The 20,535-nt window shown below is 62.3% G+C and carries 12 protein-coding genes and 1 pseudogene; 8 read left to right on the forward strand and 5 right to left on the reverse strand.

The genetic code is table 11. The features are described 5' to 3' along the window. Positions 1 to 132 precede the first annotated feature (132 nt). Positions 133 to 321: pseudogene (locus tag LQ249_RS31810) on the forward strand (PAS domain-containing protein); the annotation flags it as partial. A 252-nt stretch (positions 322 to 573) separates the two neighbouring features. Then, on the forward strand, positions 574 to 1,614 hold the full coding sequence (locus LQ249_RS16845; protein ID WP_411221045.1) for a methyl-accepting chemotaxis protein: 1,041 nt from the start codon (positions 574 to 576) through the stop codon (positions 1,612 to 1,614). Between the two features lie 74 nt (positions 1,615 to 1,688). On the opposite strand, the gene nirD is transcribed toward LQ249_RS16845, so the two are convergent. Together nirD and nirB are read right to left on the reverse strand one after the other, a co-directional pair. Further along, on the reverse strand, positions 1,689 to 2,051 hold the full coding sequence (nirD, locus tag LQ249_RS16850) for a nitrite reductase small subunit NirD (RefSeq protein WP_017846422.1): 363 nt from the start codon (positions 2,049 to 2,051) through the stop codon (positions 1,689 to 1,691). Continuing rightward, the gene (nirB, locus tag LQ249_RS16855; protein WP_017846423.1) at positions 2,051 to 4,612 is read right to left on the reverse strand and encodes a nitrite reductase large subunit NirB; all 2,562 of its coding nucleotides are present in this window, start codon (positions 4,610 to 4,612) and stop codon (positions 2,051 to 2,053) included. Before nirB ends, nirD begins: the two co-directional genes overlap by 1 nt. Before the next feature lie 517 nt (positions 4,613 to 5,129). Here nirB and LQ249_RS16860 point away from each other — a divergent pair. Then, positions 5,130 to 9,185 (forward strand): bifunctional nitrate reductase/sulfite reductase flavoprotein subunit alpha, encoded by a 4,056-nt coding sequence (locus tag LQ249_RS16860; RefSeq protein WP_232565687.1) that lies wholly within the window; start codon positions 5,130 to 5,132, stop codon positions 9,183 to 9,185. A gap of 81 nt (positions 9,186 to 9,266) precedes the next feature. Here the strand turns inward: LQ249_RS16860 and LQ249_RS16865 are convergent, their stop codons facing one another. Then, positions 9,267 to 9,746, reverse strand: a complete 480-nt coding sequence (locus LQ249_RS16865) for an AAA family ATPase (RefSeq protein ID WP_046383619.1) — start codon at positions 9,744 to 9,746, stop codon at positions 9,267 to 9,269. 94 nt (positions 9,747 to 9,840) lie between these two features. Continuing rightward, positions 9,841 to 10,749: a LysR substrate-binding domain-containing protein gene (locus LQ249_RS16870; protein ID WP_232565688.1), complete on the reverse strand. Its 909-nt coding sequence runs from the start codon at positions 10,747 to 10,749 to the stop codon at positions 9,841 to 9,843. 177 nt (positions 10,750 to 10,926) lie between these two features. Here LQ249_RS16870 and LQ249_RS16875 point away from each other — a divergent pair, with 177 nt between their 5' ends. Next, positions 10,927 to 11,763: an alpha/beta fold hydrolase gene (locus LQ249_RS16875; protein ID WP_232565689.1), complete on the forward strand. Its 837-nt coding sequence runs from the start codon at positions 10,927 to 10,929 to the stop codon at positions 11,761 to 11,763. Positions 11,764 to 11,833: 70 nt separating this feature from the next. Next, on the forward strand, positions 11,834 to 12,754 hold the full coding sequence (locus tag LQ249_RS16880; protein WP_017846427.1) for a bifunctional helix-turn-helix transcriptional regulator/GNAT family N-acetyltransferase: 921 nt from the start codon (positions 11,834 to 11,836) through the stop codon (positions 12,752 to 12,754). Positions 12,755 to 12,787: 33 nt separating this feature from the next. On the opposite strand, the gene LQ249_RS16885 is transcribed toward LQ249_RS16880, so the two are convergent. Next, on the reverse strand, positions 12,788 to 14,191 hold the full coding sequence (locus tag LQ249_RS16885; protein WP_108524230.1) for an MFS transporter: 1,404 nt from the start codon (positions 14,189 to 14,191) through the stop codon (positions 12,788 to 12,790). 352 nt (positions 14,192 to 14,543) lie between these two features. Between LQ249_RS16885 and LQ249_RS16890 the strand changes: the two genes are divergently transcribed. From LQ249_RS16890 to LQ249_RS16900, 3 genes are read left to right on the forward strand one after another with little or no spacing between them, the layout of a single operon-like run. Continuing rightward, the gene (locus LQ249_RS16890; protein WP_232565690.1) at positions 14,544 to 17,252 is read left to right on the forward strand and encodes a type VI secretion system Vgr family protein; all 2,709 of its coding nucleotides are present in this window, start codon (positions 14,544 to 14,546) and stop codon (positions 17,250 to 17,252) included. Continuing rightward, positions 17,249 to 19,150 (forward strand): phospholipase D-like domain-containing protein, encoded by a 1,902-nt coding sequence (locus tag LQ249_RS16895; protein ID WP_232565691.1) that lies wholly within the window; start codon positions 17,249 to 17,251, stop codon positions 19,148 to 19,150. The genes LQ249_RS16890 and LQ249_RS16895 overlap by 4 nt, the downstream gene beginning before the upstream one ends. Continuing rightward, positions 19,150 to 20,433 (forward strand): SEL1-like repeat protein, encoded by a 1,284-nt coding sequence (locus tag LQ249_RS16900; RefSeq protein WP_232565692.1) that lies wholly within the window; start codon positions 19,150 to 19,152, stop codon positions 20,431 to 20,433. Before LQ249_RS16895 ends, LQ249_RS16900 begins: the two co-directional genes overlap by 1 nt. The last annotated feature ends 102 nt before the right edge of the window (positions 20,434 to 20,535 follow it).

Genomic DNA, 20,535 nt, shown 5'->3' on the forward strand with positions numbered 1-20,535 from the left:
TATCTGAACGGGTGCCGATGTCCTACAGGCAATTCTGGGAGTAGTCGAATGCGCAATAACCAACCCGTGACACAGCGCGAGATTTCGCTCGCGCCTTCGCAGAAGCTCATCTCCGCAACCGATGTTAAAGGGATGATCACTTACTGCAACGATGCTTTTGTCGATATCAGCGGTTTTGAACGCGCCGAGTTGATCGGCGCCCCGCAGAATATCGTGCGCCATCCCGACGTCCCGTCAGCCGTTTTTTCCCATATGTGGTGCGCGCTCAAGCAAGGCCTGCCGTGGATGGGTATCGTCAAGAATCGCTCGAAAAACGGCGACCATTATTGGGTCAATGCTTACGTCACACCGATCTTCGAAGGCAGCCGCGTGGTGGGCTTCGAGTCGGTACGGGTCAAGCCGAGCGCCGATGAGATCCGACGTGCCCAGGCGCTTTACCGGCGTTTGAGCCAGGACAAATCGGCGGTTTCGCGCCGGGACAGTTGGCTGTCGACGTTATTCGACAGCGTGCCCTACGTCGCCACCGGGCTTGCCGGTGCCGTGGGCGGGCTGTTCCTCAGTGCGCCGCTGGCCATGGCCGTGGCGGTAGCCGTTGCGGTGCCCGTGAGCATGATCGGCGCGCAGGTGCGTCGGCGTGCAACGTTACGCTTGCTTTCGGGCGTCGAACCGTCGACCTCGGATGCGCTGATTGCGCAGATGTACAGCGATGAACACGGCCCCCAGGGTCGCCTGGAAACCGCGTTCCTCAGCCAGAACGCCCGGTTGAAGACCTGCCTCACCCGCCTGCAGGACAGTGCCGAGCAGCTCAACGCGCTGGCCGGGCAATCCAACCGACTGGCCACGGCCAGCTCGACCGGCCTTGACCGTCAACGCGTCGAAACCGAGCAGGTCTCGGCCGCCGTCAACCAGATGGCCGCAACCACCCAGGAAGTCGCCAGCCATGTGCAGCGCACCGCGGATGCTACCCAGCAAGCCAACGTGCTGACCGGGCGTGGCCGCGAGGTGGCCCGCGATACCCGCGAAGCCATCGAGCGCCTCTCCGCCGTGGTCGGCGAAACCGGTGTCACCGTGGCGCAGTTGGCCCGCGACAGCGACGAAATCGGCACTGTCGTCGACGTGATCAAAGGCATCGCCGACCAGACCAACCTGCTGGCCCTCAACGCCGCGATCGAGGCGGCGCGTGCCGGGGATATGGGCCGCGGCTTTGCCGTAGTCGCCGACGAAGTCCGCCAATTGGCGCAACGCACGTCGCACTCCACCACCCAGATCCATGACTTGATCACCAAGCTCCAGGCATCGTCCAGCAACGCTGTACAAAGCATGGAACACGGCCAGCGCCAGGCGCAGGAAGGCGTGGCCCGGGTGCTTGAGGCCGACCAGGCGCTGGTCGGCATCAGCGAAGCGGTGTCCCACATCACCGAGATGACCACCCAGATCGCCGCCGCCACCGAAGAACAAAGCGCGGTGGCCGAAGAGATCAGCCGCAACATCACCACCATCGCCGAACTGGCCGACCAGACGTCGGTCCAGGCCCATCAATCCGCGGACCTGAGCAAGGAACTGACCCACACCGCGTCCACCCAATACGCACTGGTTGAACGTTTCAACCGCTGACGGCGGATATGCACGCGCCCATTCTCCACATGCCGCAGGCAGCTGGAGGATGGGCGCCTTCGGCCGACCTCGCCTCAACTCACCCCCAACTCCACCACCCCCGCATTCAACCGCACCGGCCATACCCGCAAGCGCTGCTGCGGTGCCTCCAGGCATTGGCCGTCCGCCAGACGGTAATGCTGTTTGTAGATCGGCGCAGCCACCACCAGATCGCCCTTGATACTGCCGACCAGCCCGCGGCCGATCACGTTCGCGCCGGATTCCGGGTCATGGTTGTCGATGGCGTAGAGGGTCTGGTCCGGCGCGTCCGGCAGGTAGAACAGCGCGACTTGTGCGCCGTCGTACCACACCACCACGCCGGAATTGTTCACCAGGTCGCTTTCGCTGCACACGCTTTTCCAGGTGGCAAGGTTACGCAAAGTGTTGGACTGGCTCATCAGGCAAGCTCCTCGATGACGGGAATCAGGTTGAGTTCGGCGGCCATGATCGGCCGGCGCTGGCCGCGTTCGTGGACAAAATGGATGTCCGGATCCGGGCGTTTGTCGTTGACGAAGGTGCGGAAGCGTTTGAGTTTTTCCGGGTCTTTGAGGGCATTGGCCCATTCGCATTCGTACCGGTCGACCACCAGTTGCATTTGCGCTTCGAGTTCGGCGCCCAGGCCCAGGCTGTCGTCGAGGATCACGTCCTTGAGGAAATCCAGGCCGCCTTCCAGGCTTTCACGCCACACCGAGGTGCGTTGCAATTTGTCGGCCGTGCGGATGTAGAACATCAGGAAGCGGTCGATGTAGCGGATCAGCGTGGCGTCATCCAGGTCGGTCGCGAACAGCTCGGCGTGGCGTGGGCGCATGCCGCCGTTACCGGCGATGTAGAGGTTCCAGCCCTTCTCGGTGGCGATCACACCGACGTCTTTGCTTTGCGCTTCGGCGCATTCGCGGGTGCAGCCGGACACCGCGAACTTGAGCTTGTGCGGCGAACGCAGGCCCTTGTAGCGGTCCTCGATCAGCAGCGCCATTTTCACGCTGTCCTGCACACCGTAGCGGCACCAGGTGCTGCCGACGCACGACTTCACCGTGCGCGTGGATTTGCCGTAGGCGTGCCCGGTTTCAAACCCGGCGTCGATCAGCTCGGCCCAGATGTCCGGCAACTCATGCAATTGCGCGCCAAACAGGTCGATACGCTGGCCGCCGGTGATCTTGGTGTAGAGCTGGTATTTCTGCGCGACCACACCGATGGCGATGAGTTTTTCTGCGGTGATTTCGCCGCCCGGAATACGCGGCACCACCGAATAGGTGCCGTTCTTCTGCATATTGGCCATGAACGTGTCGTTGGTGTCCTGCAACGGCACCAGCGAGGCGTCCATGATCGGTTGGTTCCAGCACGATGCGAGGATCGAGCCCACCGCCGGTTTGCATACATCGCAACCGGTGTGGCCACGGCCGTGCTTGGCCAGCAACTCTTCGAAGGTGATCACCCCTTCCACGCGTACCAGGGCATACAACTCCTGGCGGGTGTAGGCGAAGTGTTCGCACAAGCTCTTGTCGACGCTGACGCCACGGGCGACCAGTTCATGCTCGAACACCTGCTTGAGCAAACCGGCGCAGCCGCCGCAACCGGTGCAGGCCTTGGTCTGCGCCTTGAGCAGGCCAAGGTCGGCGCAACCGCTGTCGATGGCCGCGCAAATCGAACCTTTGGTGACGTTATGGCAGGAGCAGACGGTGGCCGACTCCGGCAACGCGCCAGGGCCGAGGCTCGGTGCGCCGGCGGACGACGGCAAGATCAGGCCGGCCGGTTCGGATGGCAACGCAATGCCGTTCTGCATGTACTGCAGCAAGGTGTCGTAGTAGCTGTTGTCGCCGACCAGCACCGCGCCGATCACCTGCTTGCCGCTGGCGTCCACCACCAGGCGCCGGTAGCTGGCGCTGGCCTCGTCGATGAACTGGTAGCTGCGCGCACCGGGGGTGTGTGCATGGGCGTCGCCGATGGAACCCACGTCCACCCCCAGCAGTTTGAGTTTGGTCGACATGTCCGCGCCGACAAAGGGCTCGGCGGTCTGCCCGCACAACAGGGCGGCCACCCCTCGGGCCATCTGATAACCCGGCGCGACCAGGCCGAACAGGCTGCCGTTCCACGACGCACACTCGCCGATCGCGTAGATGTCCGGGTCGCTGCTCAGGCATTCATCATTGATCACCACCCCGCCGCGCGGGCCGATCTCCAGGCCGGCCTGGCGGGCCAGTGCGTCCTGGGCGCGGATGCCGGCGGAGAACACGATCAGGTCGGTTTCCAGAAACTCGTCATTGGCAAAGTTCATGCGATAGCGGTACTGCTCGCCCGCGCTGATCGATTGGGTGGCGCGAGACAAATGCACGCCCACGCCCAGGCGCTCGATCTGCGCCTTGAGCGCCAGCCCGCCGAAGTCATCCAGTTGCACCGGCATCAAGCGCGGCGCGAACTCCACCACATGGGCTTCAAGGCCCAGGCTTTTCAGGGCGTTGGCGGCTTCCAGGCCGAGCAGGCCACCGCCGACCACCACGCCACGCCGCGCATTCGCGGCGGCGCCACGGATGGCATCGAGGTCTTCAAGGGTGCGGTAGACCAGCCGCGAATCGCCTTGCGCGCCGTCGATCGGCGGCACAAACGGATAAGAGCCGGTCGCCAGGACCAATTTGTCATACGCCACGCTGCCTGTGGCGGTGATCACCTCACGGCGGGCGCGGTCGATTTCCAGTACCGGCGCCCCCAGGTGCAGGGTCACGCCCGGCGTCTGGTACAGCGAAGCGTGCGACAACGCCAGCGACTCGGCATCACGGCCAGTGAAGTATTCGGACAAATGCACGCGGTCATAGGCACGCATCGGCTCTTCGCTGAACACATGCAGGCGATAGTGCTCCAGGGCGCCGCGCTCGATCAGTTGCGCCACACAATGATGGCCGACCATGCCATTGCCGACGACGATCAGGGTTTTCAGCTGTTTCAGACTGGCGAGAGTGGAATTCATATCAAGCACCCGACAAAGCTCATCACGGTTTAAAAAGCAAAAAAAAACGCCTGAAACCTTGCGGTTCCAGGCGCCTTTGCCTGTTCTGATGCGGGGTCGATCCGGACGTCTTCGCCGGTTCTACCGCTGGTGCCCATGACCTGTATGGCCTGTCGATCGTCGTTGACCGAGGTGGGTTGTACAGTGTGCTTGCAGGCTCTGTGCCAACCAGCCGCCATGCCCGTCGCAAAGGCTGCAAACGGTGCTCAACCCTGCCAGACACCGCTGGTTGTGCCTCCAACTGGTGCGCTCCGGCGTCATAAAAGTGCATTTCTGCGCGTGACGGGCCCGCGCTGGGGGCAACCAGGCCCGTCACAGCGGCTTGTGAAAAACCTGGCGCGTGACTTGCTAGGAATACGCATACCAAGCAGTCAACGCAGACTGCCACTCACGACAAAGGCGCCGTGTAATCCCCGTTTCCAACGGAGGGTTGCAGGGCGTTTTTTTATGGGTGGCAGAAATGATCCGAGGGTTACCGATGGCAAACCAAAGTGTACGCAGCGTGTGTCCTTATTGTGGCGTGGGCTGCGGCATCGTCATGCAGGTCGAGCACAACCGCGTGGTCAAGGTGATCGGCGACAAGGCCCACCCCACCAACGCCGGCCGGCTCTGCACCAAAGGCACCACCTGCGGGCAAGCCATCGCCGAGTCCGGCCGCATGGAAAACGCCTACCTGCGCCAGGCGCGGGAGCATGACCCGGTGCGGATCGGCATGGACAAGGCCATCAGCGAGACCGCCGGCCGCTTGCGCGCCATCCTCGACCGCGATGGCCCGGACGCCCTGGCGTTCTACGTGTCCGGGCAGATGTCGCTGGAAGCCCAGTACCTGATCAACAAATTGGCCAAGGGCTTTGTGCGGACCGCGCATATCGAATCCAACTCACGCCTGTGCATGGCCAGCGCCGGCAGCGGCTACAAACTCTCCCTCGGTGCCGACGGGCCGCCCGGCTCGTATGAAGACTTCGACCGCGCCGACCTGTTCTTCGTGATCGGCGCCAACATGGCCGACTGTCACCCGATCCTGTTCCTGCGCATGATGGACCGGGTCAAGGCCGGCGCCAGACTGATCGTGGTCGACCCGCGGCGCAGCGCCACGGCCGACAAGGCCAACCTGTTCCTGCCGATCAAGCCGGGCACCGACCTCGCGCTGCTCAACGGTTTGCTGCACCTGCTGGTGAAAAACGGGCACACCGACCCGGCCTTTATCGCCGCGTTCACCGAAGGCTGGGAGGCCATGCCCGGCTTTCTGGAAGACTACCCGCCGCAGCGGGTCGCCGAACTGACCGGACTGGCCGAAGCCGACATCCGCCAAGCCGCCGACTGGATCGGCCAGGCCGCCGAGTGGATGAGCTGCTGGACCATGGGCCTCAACCAAAGCACCCACGGCACCTGGAACACCAACGCGCTGTGCAACCTGCACCTGGCCACCGGCGCGATCTGCCGCCCCGGCAGCGGGCCGTTCTCCCTGACCGGGCAACCCAACGCCATGGGCGGTCGTGAAATGGGCTACATGGGCCCCGGCCTGCCTGGGCAGCGCTCGGTGCTGGTCGACGCCGACCGCGCATTTATCGAAGCACTGTGGAACCTGCCCGCCGACAGCCTGCCGCGCCAGGCCGGCAGTGGCACCGTGGGCATGTTCGAACAAATAGCGGCCGGGCAGATCAAAGCCTGCTGGATCATCTGCACCAACCCGGTGGCCAGCGCGCCCAATCGCCAGACCGTGATCGAAGCGCTGCAAAGCGCCGAACTGGTGATCACCCAGGATGCGTTCCTCGATACCGAGACCAATCGCTACGCCGACATCCTCTTGCCCGGCGCGCTGTGGGCCGAAGCCGAAGGGGTGATGATCAACTCCGAGCGCAACCTGACCCTGATGCAAAAAGCCGTGGAGCCACCCGGCGAGTCGCTGGCCGACTGGCAGATCATCGCCAGGGTCGCGTGCGAAATGGGCTTCGCCGACGCCTTCACGTATGCGTCCGCCGCCGAGGTGTTCGACGAGATCAAGCGCGCCTGGAACCCCGCCACCGGCTACGACATTCGCGGCGCCAGCTATGCGCGCCTGCGCGAACGACCGCTGCAATGGCCGTGCGCGTCGATTGAGGCCGCAGAGCGCAACCCGATCCGCTACTTGAACAACGGCATCAACCAGCCCCTCAAGACCGACGCCGACGGCCGCCAGCCGACGATCGTTTTCGCCACCGAACACGGCAAAGCCCGGTTTTTCCCGCGCCCGCACCTGTCCCCGGCGGAAATGCCCGATGAAGCGTTCCCGTTCGTGCTCAACACCGGCCGCCTGCAACACCAGTGGCACACCCTGACCAAGACCGGCAAGGTCGCCACGCTGAACAAACTCAACCCCGGCCCTTTCGTGGAAATCCACCCCGACGACGCCGCCAGCCTGGGCATCAAGCACAAAGACCCGGTCGAGGTACGCTCACGACGCGGCCGCGCCGTGCTGCCTGCGGTGATCAGCGACCGTGTGCGGGCGGGCAACTGTTTTGCGCCGTTTCACTGGAACGATGTGTTCGGCGACAACCTGGCGATCAACGCCGTGACCCATGACGCGGTCGACCCGATTTCGTTGCAGCCCGAGTTCAAGTTCTGTGCGGTCGCCCTGCAACGGGTCGAGCTGATCGAGCACCAGTTCCTCGATGTATCGGCACCGGCCGCCCACCCCGTTTCCCCCTTAACAGAGGAACTCGCCATGTCGCGCCTCGACGCCTTCGCCGACCTGGTCGGCATCCGCAACCTGCCGTCGCCGTCATTGAGCGACAATGAGCGTACCTACCTCGCCGGTTTTCTCAGTGGCCTGCAATCCAGTGCTGCGCGCCAGGCCAGCGGTGTTCCGACACTGCCGGCGAATGCGCCCGTGGCCAGGGACGCGCGGCTGTGGCTGGACGGCCTGTTGGGCGGCTTGTTCAGCCGCACCGAGGCCAGCGCCGTGGCACCGGCGCCCGCTGCCGACACCCCGGCCGTCACCTTGCTGTGGGCCTCGCAAACCGGCAACGCCGAAGCCTTGGCCGAGCGCTTTGCCCAACGCCTGCGCGCCGGCGGCATCGCGGTGGAGCTGAGCGCGATGGCGGACTTCCCCGCGAGCAAACTGGCGCACACGCAGAACCTCGCGCTGATCAGCAGCACCTTCGGCGACGGCGACCCGCCGGACAACGGCGAAGGTTTCTGGCACAGCCTGACCCTCGCCGAAACCCGCCTGGAGTCGCTGCGCTTCGCGGTACTGGCGTTGGGCGATCCCAACTACGACCAGTTCTGCCAGCACGGCAAACAACTCGACCGGCGCCTGCTCGAATTGGGCGCCACGCGCCTGCTGGAGCGCGTCGACTGCGATACCGAATTCGAAGAGCGCGCCGATGCCTGGTTCACACAGTTCCTACACACCCTCAGCCCGGCAACGCCCGTCGCGCTCGCCACGCCGAGCGGCAAATCCAAGCCTCATGCGTCACGGTTGCTGCTCAACCTGCACCTGAACCAGCAAAGCCCGCACAAGGAAACCCGCCAGTTCTCCCTGGACCTGGCGGACTCCGCGCTGACCTACGAAGCCGGCGACGCCCTGGGAGTGATGCCACGCAACTGCCCGGAACTGGTCAGCGAGCTGCTCGAGCTGACGCGCCTGGGTTCCAGTACCTGCGTAAACATCGACAGACTCGGCGACGTGCCGCTGCACCAGGCCCTGACCGAGCACTTTGAAATTGCCCGGCCCAACAGCGAGACCCTGGCCTTCATTGCCGCACGCAGCGCCAAGCCAGGCCTGAAACACCTGCTCGAACCTGAGCGCAAAGCCGAACTGAAAGATTGGCTGTGGGGCCGGCAACTGGCGGACGTGCTGCACGAATACCCCGTCGACTGCTCGGCGGACGAACTGCTCGGCACGCTCAAGCGCCTGCAACCGCGCTTGTATTCGATCGCGTCCAGCGCCAAGGCGTACCCGCGTGAAGTCCACCTCACCGTGGCGGCCGTGCGCTACGGCAAGCGCAAGGGGGTGTCGTCCACCTTCCTCGCCGACCGTGCCGGCAACGGCGAAGTGCCGGTGTTCGTGCAGCCCTCCAAGCACTTCCGGCTTCCCGCCGACGGCGATGTGCCGATCATCATGATCGGCCCCGGCACCGGCGTGGCGCCCTTCCGCGCGTTTTTGCAGGAACGTCGGGCCCTGGGGCATCAGGGCCGCAACTGGCTGTTTTTCGGTGAGCAACATGCGGCGAGCGATTTTTACTACCAGGATGAACTGCAGGGCATGCAGCGCGACGGTTTGCTCAGCCACCTGAGTCTGGCGTTTTCCCGCGACCAGGCGCAGAAGATCTACGTGCAGGATCGCATCCGCGAACACGGCGCCGAGCTGTGGCGCTGGCTGCAGGAAGGCGCGCAGTTGTATATCTGCGGGGATGCCAGCCACATGGCCAAGGATGTCGACCAGGCGCTGCGCCAGGTTGCCCATCGCCACGGCGGGCTGGGCGTCGAGAGCGCCGTCGATTACTGGCGGCGGATGAGTGAGCAGAAGCGTTACTTGCGCGATGTCTACTGAGCCGTGACAGAACGGTCACGCCGCGTCAGTGTCGGCGTGACCGATGACATCAGCGCTGAAATCCCGCTGGCCATTCCATGCTCATGGGCGATGGACCTCAATGACCAAGCCCTCGTCCTCACTCGGCACACAGAAGTGGCGGGTGATCAGTTCGAACTCGGCATCGGTCGCGGCAAAGTCATGCTCACCCTGGGCATTGCGAGCATGCAGGCGGCTGCGGCAGGTGTCGTCATCCAGCTCCAGATAGTGCAGGCGATGTTCCACCTGTGCGGCCTGGGCCAGGCCACGCAACCACTCGCGACTGGCCAGGGTGTTCGCCGGGAAGTCCAGCACCACGTTGACGCCCGACTGCAGCAGATCGATCACCAGCGGCCCCAGGACCCCGCGAATGCGTTGGGCGCAGCGCACGTAATCGGCCACCGCGAGTATTTCACCGGGATAGAGTTGTGCCAGCCACAGGTCTTCGCTGAGCAAGATGGCGGCGTGTTCACTGACGAGCGCCTTGGCAAGCGTCGACTTGCCCGAGGCGATCTTGCCGCACAGCAGGTGCAGGGTGGGCATAAGGAAAGGCTCCGTTTTCGCTGTCGAAGGATGTTTGAAATACGCGTAGAACGCTTACATTGCCACATGGTTGGCGCAAGCGGTTTCGCTCCCGTCAGCCCTGATTCTGCAACTGCGCCTCAAGCCAGGCCAACAGCGCCATCACCTCGGGGCGGTTGCCGCCGCCCTGCTGTCGGTAGACCGAGAGCGCCTGCGGTAAATGCACGCTCTCGACACACGGCCTTACCAGCGCCCCGCTTTCAATCAGCCGGCTCGCGGTGCGCCGCCAGCCCATGGCGATCCCATGCCCTTCGACAGCGGCCTGGAGCATTAGCGGGTAGCTGTCGAACGTGGCGCTGCGCGCGTCGCTGGCCAACGTCTGACCGAACACCTGCAACCAGCTGTTCCACTCCATCAAATGGGGCGGCTCGGAGCTGTGGTGCAAAAACGTACAGGGCTGCAGCTCGCTGAGGTGCAGCGGTCGTTCCGCACTCAGGTAGGCCGGGCTGCACACCGGGAACACCTCGTCGGCGGCAGAGAACATCAACGCATGCGGCCCGCTGGCGCGCCGCGTACTTTGCAGGGCCACATCGAAGTGGTCATTGAATTCGGCGAGTGGCCGGGTGGACGTCACCACTTGGATTTCGATGGCCGGGTATTGCTGGTGGAAGCTCGACAGGCGCGGCATCAGCCAGTAAAACGCTTCGCACAACTGACAGAGCAGGACCACACGGTTGCGCTGGGGCGTCGCACGCAGAGCGGCGGCCTTCTCGCTGATGCTGAGCAGTGCCTGGCTGACCACCTGCGCCAGTTCACGCCCCTCTTGCGTGAGAAACACCGCGCGATTGCGCCGGCAGAACAGCTTCACCCCGACGTTGTCCTCAAGCCCGCGGATCTGCCGGCTGACGGCGGCCTGGGTGATGTGCAGCTCATCGGCGGCCCTGGAGAAACTCTCCAGGCGCGCCGCCGCCTCGAAGGGCAACAAGCTGGCGAGCGGCGGTAAGGTTTTGCCGAACATATTCATAATTTGAAGTTATGCATTCAGGGCCGAGAACTCGTTTGTAGCACAGCATCGGGGTTATGCACCATGCAGGCACGGCCTCATGGATAAGCCTGATGACCGCTGCGCACTCCTCAACATTCGCCGGTGTAGGGCGGCGTGTTCATAACCGTTCGCATCATCCTCACAGGAGATTCATCGATGACCATCGCGCGTGACGCCATTGCATTACCCGACACCTTTGATTTCCACGGCCAGGCCGTGCGCTGGGGGCACATCGGCACGGCGGGACCGGCGCTGGTGATGGTTCACGGCACGCCCTTCTCGTCCCAGGTCTGGCGGCGTATTGCGCCGTTGTTCGCCCAACGGTGTCGCGTGTTCTATTACGACCTGCTCGGCTACGGCCAGTCGGAAAAAGCCTCCGGCCAGGACGTCTCCCTCGGCATGCAAAACACCCTGCTCACGGCGCTGCTCAAGCATTGGCAACTGGACCGCCCGCACATGCTCGCCCACGACTTCGGCGGTGCCACGGCGCTGCGCGCCCATCTGCTGGATGGCTACAACTACGCCAGCCTGACCTTGGTCGATCCCGTCGCGATGGCGCCCTGGGGCTCCCCGTTGATCCAGCACGTGCGCCTGCACGAATCGGCGTTCAGCGAAGCACCGGCATATATCCACGAGGCAATTGTGCGCGCCTACATCCAAGGTGCCGCCTTCAAGCCACTGCCGGCCGACGTACTGCAAACCTATGTCGCACCGTGGACCGGCGAAACAGGCCAGATGGCCTTTTATCGACAGATCGCACAGATGGATCAACGCTACACCGACGCGATCGAACAGCGACTCGCCGAGATCCGCTGCCCGGTGACGCTGCTGTGGGGCGAGGAAGATCAGTGGCTCGCCGTGGCGCAAGGCGATGCACTCGCGAGCCGGCTGGCGGAGCCGACCTGCATTCGCGTCCCGCACGCGGGGCATCTGGTGCAGGAAGACGCACCGGAAGCCATCGTTGCCGCGCTGATGAAGGTGCTGTTCGGCTGAATTAAACATATTGACATGATTGCCTAAGGCAACAATATAATTGCCCAAGGCAACTATTAGAGCGCACATCATGTCCACTCCCCTGCTTGTGCAGCGCGCCGGTATCGTGCGCGGCTTCAACCGTTTCTATACGCACCAGATCGGCGTGCTGCAGGAACACCTGCTGCAAAGCGACTTCTCCCTCACCGAAATCCGGGTGATGTACGAACTGTCCTCGCGTGGCGACCTGACCAGCGCCGACTTGTGTCAGATGCTCAGTCTCGACGCGGGTTATTTGAGCCGGTTGATAAGCGGGCTAGAGAAGAAGGGCTTGATCCAGAAAGTCCGCTCGATCACCGATGCGCGCGCGGTGCAACTGCACCTCAGCGACCTCGGCCGGTCAGTCCTGGCTCCGCTGGAAGAGAAAACCCAGCAAGAAGTCATGGCCTTATTGAGTGCCTTGCCCGAGCCGCAACAACAGCAATTGACCGCAGCCATGCAGCGCATTCAGACGTTGCTGCAAGGCAGCACGCCGAACTACGTGTTGCGCGACCCCCAACCTGGCGATATGGGCCTGGTGGTGCAGCAGCAATCGGCACTGTATGCGCGAGAATACCAATGGAATTGGGAGTTCGAAGCGTTGGTGGCGGAGATTGTCGCCAAGTACCTGCGCGAGTTCGACCCGACCCGTGAGCGCTGCTGGATCGCGGAGAAAGACGGCGCGGTGGTGGGCTCAGTGTTCGTCGTGCGCCATGACGACAGCACCGCTAAGTTGCGCATGCTCTACGTCGACGCGAGTGCGCGGGGCCTGGGCATCGGCCAGCGCCTGGTGGACGAATGCCTGCGCTTTGCCCGACATGCCGGGTACACGCGCATGATGCTGTGGACCATGAGCGCCCTCACCGACGCACGCAGGCTCTACCAGAAAGCCGGTTTTGAGCTGGTTGAAGAAGAGCCCACCCTCAGTTTCGGCAAGCCATTGGTCAGCCAGACCTGGGCGCGTGCGTTGTGATGCGGGGCTGGCGCGACTCAAGCCCCGCCCGGTTTACAGATCGGTGATTTCTTTGTGGCGCGGCACGAGCGTCTTCATCACGCTCCAGGCCACCAGGTACGCCAGCGCACAGATCGCGAACATGATCATGTAGCCGGTGTGGATATCGCCGATGGACTTGTAGTAGTCAAACACCCAGCCGCCGACCTTGGTCATCACCACCCCGCCCAGGCCACCGGCCATGCCGCCGATACCGACCACCGAGGCCACGGTTTTCTGCGGGAACATGTCGGACACGGTAGTGAAGATATTGCACGACCACGCCTGGTGCGCCGACGCTCCCACGCCGATCAGCAACACCGGCACCCAGAAGCTGATGTAGCCCAACGGTTGCGCCAGCAGCACCACCAGCGGGAACAGCGCGATGACCAACATGGCTTTCATGCGGCCGTCGTAGGGCGCATCACCACGCGCCATGAAGTAGCTGGGGAACCAGCCGCCGCCGATGCTGCCGACCATGGTCATGCTGTACAGCACCGCCAGCGGCATGACGATATCGGCGCCTTTCATGCCGTACTGCGCCGACAGATAAGTCGGCAGCCAGAACAGGAAAAACCACCACACGCCGTCAGTCATGAACTTGCCGAAGGCAAAGGCCCAGGTCTGGCGATAGGTCAGCAGCTTGAACCATGAGACTTTTTGCGACGCCGCGCCTGCAGCCTGCGCGGTGAACGGCTGGACCGTCTGATCGCTGCGGATGTAGGCCAGTTCCTCGGCCGACAGGCGTTTTTGCTGATCGGGCTTTTCATACAGCGCGGCCCACACCGCGACCCAGATGAAGCCGAGCATGCCGATGATCATGAACGCCGCTTCCCAGCCCCACACCCCGGCGATCAGCGGCACACAGATCGGCGCCAGGATCGCGCCGACGTTGGCGCCCGAGTTGAAAATGCCGGTGGCCAGCGAGCGTTCTTTCTTGGGGAAGTACTCGGCGGTGGCCTTGATCGCAATCGGGAAGTTGCCCGCCTCGCCGATCGCCAGTACCGCACGGGCCAGCATAAAGCCCGCGATCGACACCGGAATCACCGCCAGGCCAATCGCGCCGCTCACGGCCGCGATCCCCTCGCCCATCGGCACCGCGAACGCATGCATGATGGCGCCGGTGGACCAGATGCCGATTGCCACGACATAGGCCGCCTTGGTGCCGATCTTGTCGACGAACCGCCCGGCGAACAGCATGGAAATCGCATAGACAAACTGGAACACCGCCGCAATGTTCGCGTAATCGGTGTTGCTCCAGCCAAATTGCGTGGACAACTGTGGCGCCAACAGGCTGAGCACCTGGCGGTCGAGGTAGTTGACGGTGGTGGCGAAGAACAGCATCGCGCAGATGGTCCAGCGATAGTTGCCTACCGCTTGGCCCACGCGATGGGCGTTGATGGGCTCGTTCAAGTTCATGGCATCACTTTTTATTTTTGTTAGATAAGACATATGTAACGTCATATGTCGTCGTACAACTGTGACTTTTATAGCGGGCGACCTCTGCGCTGTCAATCTGAAAGATTGCCGTTTATCTTGGTGTTCTGCGGATACAGCGCTGACCATGAAAACCATGGTTGTAGGATGACACGCCAAATCGCCAAGTTCGGCGCCTCACTGAGGACATCGTCGAGCACGCCGCATTCCCTGTGTGAGCGGGAGCGCAAAAACACGTTCAGGAAGTGGCTGTCTCGTAAAGGCGAATCTTCCGACATTAATCACCGAGACCAAATCTTTACTCTTCGGGCTTTCGCGCCTAGGAGTAAAAGGAATGGCTTCCAGCGTATTACCGAGCGTTTTCTTCGACCATCGTCGGCACACGCTCACTGTCCGCGATGTTGACGAGCCGCTCGACGTCCTGGCCTTCGAGGGCACAGAAGGCCTGAGCCAACCGTTCAACTATGCTGTGGAATTCACCAGCACCGACGGCGACATTGCCGCTGAAAAGATGCTCGGCCAAAACGCCTGCTTCAGTCTGTACGGGGCGCCGCAGCCTCCGCCCTTTCGCGGCCTGAGCGTGCCCTCGAGCGAACCGCTGCGTGTCTTGCACGGCGTGGTCACCGGCTTCAAACGCCTGTCCGGCTCCGTTGATGAAGCCCGCTACGAAATCACTCTGCAACCGCGCCTGGCCCTGCTTGGGCGAGGCCGCCAGTTCCGCATTTATCAACACCAATCTGTCCCGCAGATCGTCGAAAGCATCCTGCGCAGCCGCCACGACTTTGAAGGCCAGGACTTCCTCTTCAAGCTGGTGCGCGAATACCCCAGGCGCGAACAGGTCATGCAATATGGCGAAAGCGACCTGGCCTTTATCTCGCGCTTATTGGCCGATGTGGGCATCTGGTATCGCTTCACCCACGATGAGCGGTTGAACATCGACGTGGTGGAATTTCACGACGACCAGCGTCATTACACGTTCGATGTCGAGCTGGCCTACCGTCCGCAATCCGGGCTCAGCAGCAGCGGAAAAGACAGCACGTGGGGCCTGCAATCGAGCCACCACGTGGTGGAAAAACGCGTCAACATCCGCACCTACCATCACCGCGTGGCCAACGCTCACCTGAATGGCGAGATCGACCAAACGCGTGGCGCCAGCGGTACCTACGGCGAGGCTTATCACTACGCCGAAGCGTACACGGGGATGGGCGACCGATACGCCCATGACGAAGACCTGCAAAGCGAAAGTGGCTACTTCTATGCTCGCCTGCGTCACGAGCGTTACCTCAACGGCCAGACCCGACTCAGCGGCGTCAGCAGTAGCGCCGCCCTGGCGCCCGGCCAGGTCCTGAACATCTCCGGCGGCGCGCCGCAGGCCTTCGCTCCCGGCGCGGTGATCACGCAACTGACCACCCACGCCGCCCGCGATCGCAGTTTTGAAATCAACTTTGAAGCCATTCCCTACTCGGAAACCGTGTGCTTTCGCCCAGCACTGCCGCCAAAACCTCGGATCGCCGGCACCGTCCCGGCCCGCGTCACCAGCCCGCAGGAGCACGACCCCTACGGCCACATCGACATCGAAGGCCGCTACAAGGTCAATTTCCTGTTCGACCGCGACACCTGGAAACCCGGCGAAGAAAGCCTCTGGCTGCGCCTGGCCAGGCCCTACGCCGGCGACACCCACGGCTTGCACCTGCCGTTGATCCCCGGCACCGAAGTGGCGATCGCCTTTGAACAAGGCGACCCCGACCGGCCCTACATCGCCCATGCCCTGCACGACAGCCAGCATCCTGACCATGTGACCTTGCGCAACTACAAACGCAACGTCTTGCGCACCCCCGCCAATAACAAATTGCGCATGGACGACACGCGAGGGCAAGAACACGTGAAGCTCAGTACTGAGCACAGTGGTAAGAGCCAGCTCAACCTGGGGCATTTGGTTGATGCCAAGCGCCAACCGCGAGGCCAGGGCGCGGAGTTGCGGACTGATGGGCATGCCGCCATTCGTGCCGGCAGTGGGATCTTGATCAGTGCCGACGCACAACCCAAGGCTCAGGGACACATGCTGGAAATGAGCGCCTCGCTGGGCCGGTTGCAACAGGCGAGTGACCAGTTGGAAGGATTATCGACCGATGCCCAGGCCGCCAACGCAGGTCCAGCGGATGTGCAAGCGCAACTAAAATTGATGCGAGACCAGCTCGATCAACTCAAGGCCTCGGTCGTATTGCTCAGCGCCCCCCAAGGCGTTGCCGTAACCAGCGGCCAGCACCTGCAATTGGCCGCTCAGGACAACCTGATGATCAACGCCGGAGCCGAGGCGGATATCAGTGTGGTCAAGCGCCTGTTCATCGGCGTGGGACAAGGGGTAAGCCTGTTCGTGCGCAAGCTGGGCATCCAATTGATCGCCAACCAGGGCCCGGTAAAGATCCAGGCACAAAACGACGCGCTGCAACTGATGGCCCGCCATGGTTTGGAGATCATCAGCAGCGAAGATGAAATCCGTATCGTCGCGAAGCAGAAAATCACCCTGAATGCCGGCGGCAGCTACATCACCCTCGATGCGAGCAGCATCGAGTCAGGGACCCTGGGCGACTACCTGATCAAATCGGCGTACTTCGAAGCCCTCGGTCCAGCCAGCCAGAAAGCCGCAGATCCGGAGTACCCACAAAGCCTGTTCAAACAAGCGCTGCGGTTCAACGTGCCGCAAACCCCCAATGCCCCTGATCAAGGCTGGGCAGGCATGCCCTACACGCTCTACGCCGATGGTGCAGTGCTCAATCACGGCGTATTGGACAAGTCCGGGCAAGTGTCGATCGACCACGCGGTCGTGACGCAGCAGTACCGAATGGTGTTAGCCAACGGGGTGAGCTACCAGATCCCGGTGCCTACTGACTATCGCAATGCCGAACAAGCACACCTGGCCAATGGCGGCATGCACAACCACCTCTCGCGAGCCGACACCGAGGTGAGCCAACCCACATCGCACACGGATCACCGTGCCCTGTATGCCGCCGTGATCAATGACCAGGAAGGGAAAACTTCATGACTGAACCCGATATCGTCGCCCCCGTCGCCCTGCAACACACACAGCAGGTGACCTGCTCCGCGCCCTGGTACGTGCCGAACACCGAGTACCCTCCTGCGAAAGCCACCTATAAGCCGCTGATCAACGGTGAAGAAGCCTTCGAGGCCGTGCATCTGGCTATCGCCCAAGCCACTAAAACCATCGACATCATCTGCTGGGGGTTTCAACCGTCGATGTACTTTATCCGCGATGGCAGTGCCCCAAGCATTGGCGAACTGCTGATGACCAAAGCCGGGAAAGGGATCGAGGTTCGGGTGCTCGGTTGGGAGATGCCGTTCAATGCTGCGGGCGCAGGGGGCGAGGCCAACCTTCCCGGTAAAGGACCGCTTCGTATCAAGGATCGGGCGATGCAGAGCTCCACCGCTGACCAATATACCGAAGATCGGAAATGGTTTTCCCGATGTGCATTCGCCGATCACTTAGCGCCCGCGATCCGAGTGGCTCGTAATGTGCCGGTGTTTGTCGGCCGCGGTTTCAGCATGTATGAACGGGCTGAAATTGCCTATCAGGCCAAATACAAAAGCCTCGACCCACAGCTCAGCCTCAGCACGTTGGGCGTGCTGGCCAGCACTGCGACCCACCATCAGAAGACCGTCCTGATCGACTATGAACAGACAGACCGCGCCGTTGGTTTTGTCATGGGCCACAACATGCTCGACGAGTACTGGGACACCGACAAGCACTCAGCACTGAACCGCACCGAGGGCAGCAAGCCTGCACCCAATCGCGGGCCGCGTGGCAACACACCACGCCAGGATATTTCCAGCCAGATCAGCGGGCCGATTCTGGAGCACCTGCACCATAACTTCGCCACCGCCTGGCGCAAGGAAACCGGCGAAGACCTGCTCGCATCGCGCAAAGCGATGGCGGTGGCACCCCAACTGCAATGCGCCCCCGGCGTCACCCGCCAGCTGGCCCAAATCGTGCGTACCCAGGCACAAGACGGCAAGCGCGATATCGAAAAGATCTACCTGAAGGCGGTCAACAACGCGACCCAATTCATCTACATCGAGAACCAGTACTTTCGCTGGCCGCCATTGGCCGAGGCCATCAAAGCGGCGGCCGAAGTCCAAACCGGCGCTGGGCGTGATCCGGGCCTGCATGGAAATTTACACCTGTTTGTAATCACCAATGCCAGCCCAGACGGCGTGGGGCCGGGGAGCTTGAACACCCAGCGCATGCTCGAAAGCCTCGGACGCGGCGATACCATTCCTGAAATCACCAAGTTGCAGCGCATTGAACAGGCCAAAGCCCAAGCCAACGCGCAGACGCCGACCTTGGCTGAACTGCTTGAGCGACAAGCCTTGCTCACGTTGACCAGCCTGACCGACGCACTGGGGGGTGGCGAGATAAGCGATAAGGCCCGTGAAGCCCAACGGGACGCCGCCAGAAACAATGCGTCTCGACAGATAGCTCTCAAAGCCCAGATCGCGGCGATTGAGCAAAGCACGCTTGAACCAGAGTCGCGCCCAGGCCTGAAAATCCACGTGTGCTCACTGGTCGCGCCTGATTCGCCGGCGGGGCAGCAGTGGATGCCGGTGTACATCCATTCCAAGCTGATGATCGTCAATGACGTGTTCACCACCCACGGCTCGGCGAATATCAACACGCGCAGCATGCAGGTGGATAGCGAGCTGAACATTGCGCATGAGTGGATGAGTGTGACGCGGGCGTTGCGGCGACGGTTGTGGGATCTGCATACGGATGGGAGGGGGGCGCAGGATGATGTCGCGAAAGCATTCAAGGCTTGGCAGAAGATCATCAATAAGAACAAAGATCGCCAATCGCAAAAACTGACGCCATACGCTCCGATCGTCGAGTTTTACTACGACGAAAAGACCCTTCAGGACCTCGACTGATGCGCGGATTCCTATTGCTGACAAGCCTGCTGCTGGCCGCCTGCGATAACGGCAGCGCCCCTACTCACCCGACCCAGGACACTTTCGTGAACCCACTGACCGAGATCAAAGCCAAGCTGGCCTTTACCTGTGTACACGAGCAAATTCCTTCGCCGTCCGCCGAGGCCGATGAGCTGTTCCAATACGCTCGCTGGCTCCAGAAAAACAACCTGCTCAAGCAGGACAAAAGCGTCGACGCCGAGATCGAGCGCCTGTACCGGATTGCTGCCGAGAATGGCCATTACAAAGCCAACATCAACCTGCAAAACGGCACCATGCGCGGCCACTTCACGCTCAGTGGCGACGAACACCTGCGCCTGAGTCAGCAACTGATCGACGCGAATGTGGCGACGGGGTACTACTTTATCGGCCTCTTTCTGAAAAGCGGCTCGGCTGGGCTGAAGCAGGATACGGCCATGTCATTGCGTTACTTTCGTAAGGCCGCCGATCAGGGCAGCGCGCAAGCCCAATACGAAGTGGGGGACATACTGGCGCCGATTGACATCGCGCCGGACGTTGCTCGGCAAATGCGCCGCTGTGCAGCAGAACAGGGCAATGGTAAGGCCGCTGGCGCTCTGGGCGTAAACCTTCAAAGCAATGATCAGTACCAGGAGGCACTTGAGGCATTTCAATTGGGCGTGATGGCGGGTGATGAAACCTCTGCGGGTTGGTTGGAAGATGGCTTCCGTGGTCCTCCTCCCTCCGATAAATTGGACTACCTCGGCCAGCAGGAGGACCTTGAGCGCGCCGAACGCTATGAGAAAATCTGGCGAATTCTCGCAAACTACTCCTATGCCGCCCCCAAAGTCCCCGAAATCAACGACATCCTCCCCCTACCCCCCGCCAAACTCCCCACCTGGGACGGCAAACTGCAATGGCTGGAAGCACGCCTGGCTAATGTTCCGCCAAAAAAGCCCAGCGAAGCGCTGATCCAGCAGTTGGCCAAAGCCAAACTCCTTGAACCTGCAACCGGCAGACCCACACCCGACTCCCCCGCGTTCATCAAGGCCAGCTACCCCGAACCGACCTGCACCAGCGGCCAGGCCTGCCCCCAGACTGGCTATTGGCGGGCATTCAGCCTGAGTCGCGATGTTTATGCGCGGCTCAGCGATGGCGTGATCCGCCGTTTCGAGAAGAACGAGATCATGCCCACCCTGCAGATTGAGAGTCACAAGCCGCGTTTTTTGCTGCCCGACATCATCACAGTCAATGAGGAAAGCATCGAATGGCGGCTGTTGGGGTGAGGCATGCAAGGCATCTTTCGCGTCGGCGACAAGACAACCGGCGGCGGTACGGCTCTATCGGTCGCGTCGACATTATTAGGGTGGAAAGATCGTGAAGGACCT

The sequence above is a fragment of the Pseudomonas sp. 7-41 genome (assembly GCF_021233075.1).
Classification (GTDB): domain Bacteria; phylum Pseudomonadota; class Gammaproteobacteria; order Pseudomonadales; family Pseudomonadaceae; genus Aquipseudomonas; species Aquipseudomonas veronii.